General features: G+C 68.2%; 8 protein-coding genes. All 8 read left to right on the top strand.

Annotated elements, in window-relative coordinates:
• Window positions 1-55 precede the first annotated feature (55 nt).
• Window positions 56-3,244, top strand: a complete 3,189-nt coding sequence (locus ACLB1G_RS25630) for an O-linked N-acetylglucosamine transferase family protein (RefSeq protein ID WP_491630096.1) — start codon at window positions 56-58, stop codon at window positions 3,242-3,244.
• 14 nt (window positions 3,245-3,258) lie between these two features.
• A complete protein-coding gene (locus ACLB1G_RS25625) occupies window positions 3,259-4,140 on the top strand; it encodes a glycosyltransferase family 2 protein (RefSeq protein WP_491630095.1) in 882 nt (293 codons plus the stop codon).
• A gap of 9 nt (window positions 4,141-4,149) precedes the next feature.
• Complete coding sequence (locus ACLB1G_RS25620; RefSeq protein ID WP_491630094.1) at window positions 4,150-4,569, top strand: sugar 3,4-ketoisomerase; 420 nt, start codon at window positions 4,150-4,152, stop codon at window positions 4,567-4,569.
• A gap of 4 nt (window positions 4,570-4,573) precedes the next feature.
• Window positions 4,574-5,680 (top strand): DegT/DnrJ/EryC1/StrS family aminotransferase, encoded by a 1,107-nt coding sequence (locus ACLB1G_RS25615; RefSeq protein ID WP_491630093.1) that lies wholly within the window; start codon window positions 4,574-4,576, stop codon window positions 5,678-5,680.
• A gap of 10 nt (window positions 5,681-5,690) precedes the next feature.
• A complete protein-coding gene (locus ACLB1G_RS25610) occupies window positions 5,691-6,452 on the top strand; it encodes an acyltransferase (protein WP_491630092.1) in 762 nt (253 codons plus the stop codon).
• A gap of 13 nt (window positions 6,453-6,465) precedes the next feature.
• Window positions 6,466-9,339 (top strand): O-linked N-acetylglucosamine transferase family protein, encoded by a 2,874-nt coding sequence (locus ACLB1G_RS25605; RefSeq protein ID WP_491630091.1) that lies wholly within the window; start codon window positions 6,466-6,468, stop codon window positions 9,337-9,339.
• Window positions 9,340-9,506: 167 nt separating this feature from the next.
• Window positions 9,507-10,280 (top strand): glucose-1-phosphate cytidylyltransferase, encoded by a 774-nt coding sequence (gene rfbF, locus ACLB1G_RS25600; protein WP_491630090.1) that lies wholly within the window; start codon window positions 9,507-9,509, stop codon window positions 10,278-10,280.
• Entirely contained in the window at window positions 10,277-11,389 is a 1,113-nt protein-coding gene (rfbG, locus tag ACLB1G_RS25595) for a CDP-glucose 4,6-dehydratase (RefSeq protein WP_491630089.1), read from the top strand. The genes rfbF and rfbG overlap by 4 nt, the downstream gene beginning before the upstream one ends.
• Window positions 11,390-11,398: the final 9 nt, after the last annotated feature.

The raw sequence follows: 11,398 nt of genomic DNA, 5'->3' as shown, positions 1-11,398 counted from the left end.
ACTCAGCGTTCCGCCGGCCGCCGACGGGCAGGACCGATACCAACCTACCTACGCCATGACCGCAAACGCCTCTGTCCCGTTCGTATCCGACAACCCCGCACTGACCAACATCCTGGCGCTGGCCGCACGCGGCGAGCTCACCATCACCGACCTGTTCGGGGCCGCCGCGGTACTGCAGGAAAGCGGGCAGAATCCGGCCGCCATCGCCCTGTACCGGGCCTGGATAGACGGCGCCAACTCGCCGCTGGTGTACGCGGCCTGCTTCAACCTGGCCGTGCTGCTGTCCAACCAGGGCGACGAGGCCGGCGCCGAACAGACCTACCGCAAGGCCATCGCCCTCAATCCCGGCTTTGTCGAGGCCCGCCTCAACCTGGGCACCCTGCTGGAGCGCACCAACCGCCCGGACGAGGCGCTGGACACCTGGCGCGCCATCCTGACCCCGGCGGTGCAGCCCGACGTGCGCACCAACCAGGCGCTGTACGTGCAAACCCTGAACAACCTGGGCCGGTTGCTGGAAATCCGCAAGCGCTACCCGGAAGCCGAGGAAATGCTGGCGCTCAGCCTGCGCGTCGATCCCAAGCAGGCCAACGTCATGACCCATTGGGTGCACCTGCGCCAGAAGCAGTGCGAGTGGCCGGTCTACAGCGGCCTGGAACACATCTCGCAAGCCACCATGATGGAAGGCACCTCGGCGCTGGCCATGCTGAGCGCCTCCGACGATCCGGCCCAGCAGCTGGCTGCCGCCAAGCGCTTCGTGGCCGAGAAGGTCAACGCCGCCGTGGCGCCGCTGACCGGGGCCTGGGGCTACGGCCATACGCGGCTGCGCATCGGCTACCTGTCGTCCGACTTCTGCTCGCACGCGGTGTCCATCCTGACCGCCGAGCTGTACGAGCTGCACGACCGCAGCAAGGTCGAGGTGTACGCCTTCAGCTGGAGCCGCGAGGACAATTCGCCCATCCGCGCGCGCGTGGTCAAGGCCATGGACCACTACATCCGCATCGACGCCATGAGCGACGAGCAGGCCGCGCGCTGCATCCGCGACCATGAAATCGACATCCTGATCGACCTGCATGGCCTGACCCTGGGCGCCCGTCCCAACATCATCGCCTACCGCCCGGCGCCGGTGCAGCTGACCTACCTGGGCTTCCCCGGCAGCACCGGCCTGCCCGGCATCGACTACGTGCTGTCCGACGAATTCCTGATCACGCCGGAGATGGAGCCGCACTTCAGCGAAAAGCCGCTGCACCTGCCGGACACCTTCCAGATCAACGACCGCCAGCGCGAGATCGGCCCCCGGCCCACGCGCGCCAGCCTGGGCCTGCCGGAAGATGCCTTTGTCTTCTGCTCGTTCAACAACAACTTCAAGTTCACGCCCGAGGTGTTCGGGGTCTGGATGCGCATCCTGCAGCGCGTGCCCGGCAGCGTACTGTGGCTGGTGGCCGACTACGAGGAAGTGCGCACCAACCTGCTGAACTTCGCCGAGCAGCACGGTGTGGCGCGCGAACGCCTGATCTTCGCCAACCGCGCCGCGCCGGCCGACTACCTGGCGCGCTACCAGGTGGCCGACCTGTTCCTGGACACCTATCCGTTCAACGCCGGCACCACCGCCAGCGACGCCCTGTGGGCCGGCCTGCCGCTCCTGACCTGCGCCGGCCACACCTTCGCCGCGCGCATGGCAGGCAGCCTGCTGCGCGCGGTGGACCTGCCGGAACTGGTCACCTTCAACTTCGCCGACTACGAGGAAAAGGCCGTGGCCCTGGCCAACGACCGCCCGCGCATCGCCGCCATGAAGCGCCAGCTGGTGGACAACCGCATGACCTGCGCCCTGTTCGACAGCCCGCGCTTCGTACGCAACCTGGAAGCCCTGCTGCAGAAGGTGGCCAAGCCGGCCGCGCCGCGCCTGGCGCCGCCGGCCCCGGCGCCGCTGGTGCGCCACGCCCAGCCGCAGCCGGCCGGCCAGGTGCCCATCGTCACCGTGTCCTACAACGCGCCCGACCTGATCGCGGCCCTGCTGTCCACCCTGCGCAAGTTCTACGGCAACCGGGTGTACATCATCGACGGTTCCAACCCGGACGTGTCGGAGAAGATACGCGCCATCGCCGAGGGTTACGACAACGTCGAATTCATCGCCTTCGGCTACAACATCCACCACGGCCCCGGCCTGTCCTGGGCCATCAACAACCTGGGCCTGACCGGCCAGGTGCTGTTCCTCGATTCCGACGTGGAAATCGTCAACGGCGGCTTCATCGAATCCATGCAGGCCCACCTCAAGCCCGGCATGTACGGCGTGGGCGGCATACAGCTGGTCAACGAGCAGGGCTACGACCGTCCCGAGGACGGCCCGGTGCGCTACCTGCATCCGGCCTGCATGCTGACCAATATCGAGGTGGTGCGCCAGTGGCCGCTGCCAATCAAGCACGGCGCCCCGCTGGTGCAGACCATGCTGGCCATCCACCGCGCCGGCGCCCATGACCTGATCGGCAATATCGACTGGGTCAAGAACGACTTCGGCAAGAACCCGCAGCGCATCCACATCAAGCACGACTGGCAGGGCACGGTGATACGCACCGGCGGCTACCACTACGACCTGCCCACCGCCACCATCCAGATCAACCAGGACTTGCTGGCCTTCGTGCCGGTGGAGGCGCAAAAGCTGGTGGAGCTGGGCTGCCACGACGGCGCCTTCGCCAAGGCCTACCGCCAGCGCAACCCGATCTGCAACTACACCGGGGTGGAACGCAACCTGGCGCCGGCCCATGCGGCGCGGCCGCACTGCGACTTCGTGTTCGACATCGACATCGAGGAAGCCGGCCCGCAATTCTGGTCGCACGTGGCCGGCGCCGACTGCTGGATCATGGGCGAGGTGCTGGAATACGTGCGCGACCCGTGGGCCCTGCTGTCGCGCGTGCGCGCCAACATGAAGCGCGGCGGCCGCATCGTCATGGCCATCAAGAACTTCCAGCACTGGAGCATGCAGGCGCGCCTGAACGCGGGCGACATGCGCTACACCGGCATGCTGGAACGCGACCAGGTGCGGGTCTACACCCGTGGCGCCATGCTGGAAATGCTGACCCAGGCCGGCTTCCAGATCAGCGGCGGCAGCGCCCGCATCCCGGACGAACCGGCGCGTGAAAAATACCTGCCCTCCCTGCGCCTGATGGCCCAGGCCAGCGGCATCGACCCCGACGTGGCGGTGGAGGACGCGCTGCCGCTGCAGTACGTGATCGTCGCCGTGGCCGGCTAACCCTGGAGTTCCGCATGAGCCTGCCCAAAGTCAGCATCGTCATCCCCTCGTACAAGGCCAGCCACTTCGAGATGTGCCTGAAGTCGGCCATCGGCCAGACCTACCTGAACACCGAGATCCTGGTCAGCGACAACTGCCCCACCGATGACATCCGCGACATCTGCGCCCGCTATCCGGGCGTGATCTACCAGCGCAACAGCGTGATCCGCGAGGACAACGTGCTGTCGGCCTTCTATTCCGGCAAGGGCCACCTGATCAAGCCGCTGTTCGACGACGACATCCTGCACCCCTTCTGCGTGGAGCGCATGGTGGCCGTGATGAACATGGACCCCAAGGTGCAGCTGGTGTTCTCGGCCTCGCAGGTGATCAATTCCGACAACGAGCGCACCGAAACCCGCCGCCCCTACGAAGCCAGCGGCAGCATGCCGGGGCGCGACATGCACCGCTCGATGGCGCTGGGCATGCGCAACTTCGTGGGTGAGTTCACCACCATCATGTTCCGCCGCGAGCAGCTGTGGAACATAGGCTGGAAGGACCTGTTCCGCATCGGCAGCCACGACTTCACCAAGGGCCTGGCCGATGTGGCCGCGTATTGCAACCTGGTGGGGGACGGCAATGCCTTCTACATCGACGAGGAACTGAGCTACTTCCGCCGCGACCAGCGCCTGCAGTCCAACTCCAACATCAATTCCAATCCCAACTTCGGCAACTGCTTCTCGGACTACATCGATCTGCTCAAGGTGACCCATGAAATCGGCCTGATCACGCGCGCCGAGCTGCTGGAGCAGGCGCCCCAGGTGGAAGCCGTCACCATCCGGCTGGGCGGGGTGTTCGAGCAGATGGCGCCATCGCGCCAGCGTTACATAGACTATATCTCGGCTTTACCGCCCCAGTAAGGAGTGTCCATGTCCACCCTGGAAGACTGCCGCCTGATCGACCTGCCCAAGCACCACGACCCGCGCGGCAACCTGTCCGTGATCGAGGGCGGCATCCATGTACCCTTCGATATCAAGCGCGTCTACTACCTGTACGACGTGCCGGGCGGCTCCTCGCGCGCCGGCCACGGCCACATCGAGCTGCAGCAGCTGTTCATCGCCATGTCCGGCAGCTTCGACGTCATTGTCGACGACGGCAGGAACCGCAAGAAGGTGTCGCTCAACCGTTCCTACTACGGCCTGTACGTGCCGGGCATGATGTGGCGCGAGGTGGAAAATTTCTCCTCGGGCGCCGTGTGCCTGGTGCTGGCCTCCACCCTGTACGACCCCAAGGACTACTACCACGACTACGACGACTTTGTCGCCGCCGCCGCCCAGCATAGAAAGTAAGACCATGAGCATCCCCTTTCTCGACCTGAAATCCGTCAACCTGCGCCAGGCCGAGGAGCTGCAGGCCGCCTTCCAGCGCGTGCTGGACTCGGGCTGGTACATCCTGGGCGGCGAGACGGCCGCCTTCGAGGCCAGCTTCGCGGCCTACAGCGGCGCCGCGCACGGCATCGGCGTGGCCAACGGCCTGGACGCCATCTTCCTGGCCCTGAAAGGCTATGGCATCGGCCCCGGCGACGAAGTCATCGTACCGTCCAACACCTTCATCGCCACCTGGCTGGCGGTCAGCCACTGCGGCGCCACGCCGGTGCCGGTGGAGCCGGTGGAAGCCACCTACAACATTGATCCCGCGCTGATCGAGGCGGCCATCACGCCGCGCACGCGCGCCATCATCGCAGTCCACCTGTACGGCCAGCCGGCCGACATGGAAGGCATCAACGCGGTGGCCCGCCAGCATGGCCTGAAGGTGATCGAGGATGCGGCCCAGGCCCACGGCGCGCGCTGCCATGGCGGCGTGACCGGCCAGTTGGGCGACGCCGCCGCCTTCAGCTTCTACCCGGGCAAGAACCTGGGCGCCCTGGGCGACGGCGGCGCCGTCACCACCAACGACGCGGCCCTGGCCGAGACCATACGCACCTACCGCAACTACGGCTCCAAGGTGAAGTACTACAACGAGGTGGAGGGGTATAACTCCCGTCTGGACGAGCTGCAGGCGGCCCTGCTGAGCGTCAAGCTCAAGACCTTGGATGCGGACAACGTCCACCGGCGCGCCATTGCCGCCGTCTACCAGCGCGAACTGGCCGGCATTCCCGGCCTGGTGCTGCCGGTGGTGCCGGCGTGGGCCGAACCGGTGTGGCACTTGTACGTGGTGCGCCATGCGCGCCGCGACGAACTGGCCAAAGCGCTGGCGGCGCAGGGCATAGGCACCATCGTGCACTACCCGGTGCCGCCGCATCTGCAGCCGGCCTACGCCCACATGGGCTACCAGGAAGGCGACTTCCCCATTGCCGAAGCCATCCACCGCGAGGTGCTGAGCCTGCCGATGGGCCCGACCCTGACGGAAGCAGAGGCGGTGCAGGTGGCGGCCGCCGTGCGCGCCTTCGCCACCGCTTGAGGGCGCGGCCATGATACATCCCAGCGCCATCGTCTCGCCGCGCGCGCGGCTGGGCGAGAACGTCAGCATAGGCCCGTTCACCATCGTGCACGACAACGTGGAGATAGGCGCGGGCAGCGTGATCGACGGCTATTGCGAGATCGGCTATCCGACCCCGCTGGCCGAGGGCCGCCCGCTGGTGCTGGGCGCGGGTTCGCGCATCCGTTCCCATTCCGTGTTCTACGAAGGATCGACCTTCGGCGAGCGGCTGGTCACCGGCCACCGCGTGGTGGTGCGCGAAAAGACCACGGCCGGCGTGGCTTTCCAGATCGGCACCATGAACGATATCCAGGGCGATTGCAGCATCGGCGACTACGTGCGCTGCCAATCGAATGTCTTCATCGGCAAGGCCGCCAAGGTCGGCAACTTCGTCTGGCTGCTGCCCTACACGGTGCTGACCAACGACCCGCACCCGCCCAGCAACCTGCTGGTCGGCGTGGAGATCGAGGATTACGTGGCGGTTGCCGCCATGTCGGTGATACTGCCGGGCGTGAAGCTGGGCACGCGCTCGCTGGTGGCGGCGCACAGCAAGGTGCACCGCGACGTGGAGCCGGACACCGTGGTGGCCGGCAATCCGGCGCGCTTCCTGTGCCACGCCAGCAAGATCAAGCTCAAGGACGGCACGGGGGCCCCGGCCTATCCCTGGACCACCCACTTCCGGCGCGGCTATCCGGCCGAGGTCACGGCGGGCTGGGACTTGCCGCCCGGCGCAGATCCCGCTCCGGCAACCTGACGCCGCCGCCGCCATGTCCCAGCAGCTCAATGCCGCACTGGCGGCAGGCAACCTGGCCGAGGCGGCGACCCTGGCGTTTGCCGAGGCAGGCCTGGGCGTGCTGCCGGTGACGGAACTGGTGGGCACCGCCGGCCTGCTGGGCGCGCAGGGCAAGGCGGAACAGGCCATCGCCCTGTACCGCCTGTGGATAGAACGCAGCGACCATCCGCTACGCTACGCGGCCTGGTACAACATGGCCGTGCTGCAGATGCAGAACGGCGCCGAGCGCGAGGCCGAGCAGGGCTACCGGCGCGCGCTGGAACTCCATCCCAATTTTTTGCCGGCCATGCTGGGCCTGGGCCTGCTGCAGGAACGCCGGCGCCAGCCCGAGGCCGCGCTGGCCACCTGGCGCGCCGCCCTGGCCCACCTGGCCACCCTGGACCCGAAAGAAGCCGACAGCAACCCGCTGCAGGTACAGCTGCTGAACCACCTGGCGCGCGTGTGCGAAAGCCAGCAGCACGGCGCCGAGGCCGAGCAAGCCTATACCCGCAGCCTGCAGCTGGCGCCGCAGCAGACCGAGGTGGCCGCCGCCTGGATCGCGCTGCGCCAGCGCCTGTGCGCCTGGCCCGTGCTGGACGGCCCTGGCCACCTCACAATGCCAGGCTTGGACCAAGGCGCCGTGCCCGGTCAGGATCGGACGGCCCCGCCCGGCGTGAATCCAGGCACAGCGCCAGTCCTGGAGCACGGCGCCGTGCCGGGACTGGACCAGGCCGCCCTGCTGGCGCTGGCGGCGCCCCACACCTTGTTGCAGCTTGCCGACGATCCGCCCCTGCACCTGGCGGCCGCGCGGCGCCCCGGCGCCCACCTGCCGGCCGGCATCCCGGCCATGGCGGCGGCGGACGGCTATGTGCACCGCCGCCTGCGGATAGGCTACCTGTACGGCGCCGGCGGCGCGCACGACATGTCGCGCCAGGCCGCCGAGCTGCTGCGCCTGCACAGCCGCAAGGTGGCCGATGCCTATGCCTTCTGCTGGAGCGAGCCGGGCGCGCCCGGACTGGGCCTGGGCCTGGACGGGCTGCGCGGCGCGCGCGGCCTGGAACGCCACGTGCCGCTGGCCGGCATGAGCGACCTGCTGGCGGCGCGCGCCATCCGCTCGCACGAGATCGACATCCTGGTCGACCTGCACGGCGCCGCGCCCGGCGCGCGCGGCGCCATCCTGGCCCACCGTCCGGCGCCGGTGCAAATCTCCTGGCCCAGCCTGCCCGCCAGCGGCGGCACGCCGCAGGCCGACTACCTGATCGCCGATCCGCACTGGCTGCCGCCGCCACTGCTGCCGCACATCGCCGAGCAGCCGCTGTACCTGTCCGGCTCCAGCCGCCAGCCGCTGCGCCAGCGCAGCGTACCGGCGCCGCCCAGCCGCACCCGCTGCGGCCTGCCGCAAACGGCCTTTGTCTATTGCGCCTTCAGCACGGCCTACAGCGCGCCGCAGTTCGCGCTGTGGATGCGCATCCTGCTGCGCGTGCCAGGCAGCGTGCTGTGGCTGCTGGCCGACAGCGAAACCCAGCGCGACCACCTGCGCCTGGCCGCGCTGCGCCATGGCGTGGCAGCCGAGCGCCTGCACTTCGCTACGGTAGCCGGTGCTGCGGCCAGCCTGCTGGGGCGCGCCCGCAACGCCGACCTTTGCCTGGACACGTGGCCGGCCAACAGCGAGCATGCCGCCGGCCTGCTGGAGGCCGGACTGCCGCTGCTGACGCGCGCCGGCGCCAGCCTCGCTGCGCGCACCAGCGCCAGCCTGCTGCAGGCGGCCGGGCTGCCGGAACTGGTGGCCGGCGACGCCCAGGCCTACGAGGACGCCGCCGTGCGGCTGGCGCAGCAGCCGGATGAACTGGCGGCCCTGCGCGCGCAGCTGGAGCTGCGCCGCGGCAGCGGCGCCCTGTTCGATGCGGCCGCGCTGGTGCGCGAGCTGGAACTGCTGTACCGGCGCGTGGCGCGCGGCCGCCTGGAAGCCCACCGGCCCGGTGCCCGCCCAGCCGCCGCGGCCGGCCTGCCGCTGGCCAGCATCCTGGTCCCGGCCACGCATACGGACGGCCTGGACGCCACCCTGCGCGCCGCCCTGGCCCAGGGCTATGCGCGCTACGAAGTAGTGCTGCTGGACGCCAGTCCGGACGGCTGCCTGCACCTCGCCCAGCCTTACCTGGAGCGGCATGCGCGGCTGCGCTATGTGCGCGCCGCCGGCCTTGGCATGCTGGACAGCCTGGACCACTGCCTGGCCCTGTCGCTGGGCCAGTACATCACCATTGCCGCGCCGGGCGAAATACCGGCGCCGCAACAGCTGCAGCGCATGCTGGAACTGGTCCGCCAGCATCCCTCGGCCGGCCTGGTGGCCAGCTGGCGCCCGCTGCCTGGCATGCCACAACCCCTGTTCGGCGCCGACACCGTGGTCGCGGGGAATGCCCTGGCTGAGCTGCTGCTGTCCGGCGGCCACCCGGCCGCCGCCGCCTTGGGCCAGCCGGGCGCCGTGCTGCTGCCGCGCGCCGCCCTCGGCCCCGGCTTCGGCCACTACCGGGGCCGGCGCTACCGCGCCCTGCCGCTGCTGGCCACGCTGCTGGCCGCCCTGGAGGACCGCCACTGCATCTATGTGCACGACACGCTCTCGTCCGGCGCCGCGCCATGGCAGGCCGATCCGGTGGAACACGGACTGGAAAGCCTGCAGCTGTTGTACGCCGCCCACGGCGGCCCCTGTTTCCAGGACGACGAGCCGCGCTACCGCCAGGTGCTGGCCGCGCGCCTGATGGCCTACACCGGCCTGCTGGCGGCCGGCCACGCGGAACTGGCGTCCCGGGCCGCGCCACGGCTGGAAGACATCCATCTGGCCATACGCCAGGGCTACCAGCAGCTACTCTCCTGAGCGTAGCCGCCGCATCAAAGCACGCCCGCCGTTGCAGCACACTTTCTGATCAGAAATCCTCGATACGGCTGGCTGAGGCCCCAAACAGCCCCTGCTTTTCGTTTAAAATAGTTTTGCTGTGACCGACAATAGCGTCCGGACACAAGCACAAACGATACGGGGATAGCATGAAGGCAGTCATATTGGCAGGCGGTCTGGGCACCAGGCTCAGCGAGGAAACCACCGTCAAGCCCAAACCCATGGTGGAAATCGGCGGCAAGCCGGTCCTGTGGCATATCCTCAAGACCTATTCCACGCACGGCATCAACGACTTCGTGATCTGCTGCGGCTACCGTGGCTACGTGATCAAGGAATTCTTTGCCAACTACTTCCTGCACACATCCGACGTCACCTTCGACATGCGCAACAACGCCATGGAAGTGCACCAGCGCTACGCCGAACCGTGGAAGGTGACCCTGATCGACACCGGCGCCGAGACCATGACCGGCGGCCGCTTGAAGCGCGTGCGCCAGTACGTGGAACAGGACGAGGCCTTCTGCTTCACCTACGGCGACGGCCTGGGCAACGTGGACATCACGGCCAGCATCGCCTTCCACCGCGCGCATGGCAAGCTGGCCACCATGACGGCGGTGCAGCCGCCCGGCCGCTTCGGCGCCATCGACATCGACGGCACCCGCATCTCCAGTTTCAAGGAAAAGCCGCAAGGCGACGGCGCCTGGATCAACGGCGGCTACTTCGTGCTGTCGCCCAAGGTGATCGACTACCTGGAAGGCGACCGCACCATCTGGGAACAGGAACCCATGGAACGCCTGGCGCGCGAGGGCGAAATGCAAGCCTTCCACCACCGTGGCTTCTGGCAGCCCATGGACACCTTGCGCGACCGTGTCCTGCTGGAAGACCTGTGGAATAGCGGCAAGGCGCCGTGGAAACTGTGGCCATGAGCCCGGAGTTCTGGCGCGGCAAACGGGTATTTCTGACCGGTCACACCGGTTTCAAGGGAAGCTGGCTGAGCCTGTGGCTGCAGCAGCTGGGCGCGCAGGTGACCGGCTACGCGCTGGCGCCGCCATCGCGTCCCAGCCTGTTCGAAACGGCCGGCGTGGCGGCCGGCATGACCCATATCGAAGGCGACATCCGCGACGCCGCCGACCTGCTGCGCGCGGTGCAGCAGGCCAGGCCCGAGATCGTCATCCATATGGCGGCCCAGGCCCTGGTGCGCTATTCCTACGCCCATCCGGTCGAGACCTACAGCACCAACGTGATGGGCCTGGTGCACCTGTTCGAGGCGGTGCGCTCCACCCCGGGCATCAAGGCCGTGGTCAACGTCACCTCCGACAAATGCTATGAGAACCGCGAATGGCCCTGGGGCTACCGCGAAAACGAAGCCATGGGCGGCTACGACCCTTACAGCAACAGCAAGGGCTGCGCCGAGCTCATCACCTCGGCCTACCGCAGTTCCTATTTCAATCCGGAACGCTATGACCAGCATGGCGTGGCGCTGGGCTCGGGGCGCGCCGGCAATGTGATAGGCGGCGGCGACTGGGCCGAGGACCGGCTGATCCCGGACATGATGCGCGCCATCGCGGCCGGCCAGCCGGTGCGCATCCGCAGTCCGCACGCGATCCGGCCCTGGCAGCACGTGCTGGAACCGCTGTCCGGCTACCTGACCCTGGCCGAGCGCTTGTACAAGGATGGCGCCGCCTTTGCCGAGGGCTACAACTTCGGCCCGCACGACATCGACGCCCGCCCGGTGCAGTGGATCATCAGCCGCTTGTGCGAGAGCTGGGGCGCCGGCGCCTCATGGGAGCTGGACGGTGCACCGCAACCGCACGAAGCGACGTATCTCAAGCTGGACTGCTCCAAGGCGCGCGCGCGCCTGGGCTGGCAGCCGCGCTGGCCGCTGGGACTGACCCTGGACCACATCGTGGCCTGGCACCAGGCCCACGCACGCGGCGCCGACATGCGCGCGCTGACGCTGGCGCAAATCAACAACTATCAAGAAACTGCAACCGATCTTGCAACCGGTATTGCAACCGGTATTGCAACCATTTAGGGCTGGAAT

It is taken from the genome of Duganella kummerowiae (genome assembly GCF_053572355.1).
The sequence above is the reverse complement of the archived record's forward strand: the minus strand, read 5'-3'. Positions and strand labels throughout refer to the sequence as shown.

Bases quoted from the DNA above. Each gene is read 5' to 3' on its own strand.
- ACLB1G_RS25630 (WP_491630096.1), top strand. From the start codon at position 56: ATGACCGCAAACGCCTCTGTCCCGTTCGTATCCGACAACCCCGCACTG.
- ACLB1G_RS25625 (WP_491630095.1), top strand. From the start codon at position 3,259: ATGAGCCTGCCCAAAGTCAGCATCGTCATCCCCTCGTACAAGGCCAGC.
- ACLB1G_RS25620 (WP_491630094.1), top strand. From the start codon at position 4,150: ATGTCCACCCTGGAAGACTGCCGCCTGATCGACCTGCCCAAGCACCAC.
- ACLB1G_RS25615 (WP_491630093.1), top strand. From the start codon at position 4,574: ATGAGCATCCCCTTTCTCGACCTGAAATCCGTCAACCTGCGCCAGGCC.
- ACLB1G_RS25610 (WP_491630092.1), top strand. From the start codon at position 5,691: ATGATACATCCCAGCGCCATCGTCTCGCCGCGCGCGCGGCTGGGCGAG.
- ACLB1G_RS25605 (WP_491630091.1), top strand. From the start codon at position 6,466: ATGTCCCAGCAGCTCAATGCCGCACTGGCGGCAGGCAACCTGGCCGAG.
- rfbF (WP_491630090.1), top strand. From the start codon at position 9,507: ATGAAGGCAGTCATATTGGCAGGCGGTCTGGGCACCAGGCTCAGCGAG.
- rfbG (WP_491630089.1), top strand. From the start codon at position 10,277: ATGAGCCCGGAGTTCTGGCGCGGCAAACGGGTATTTCTGACCGGTCAC.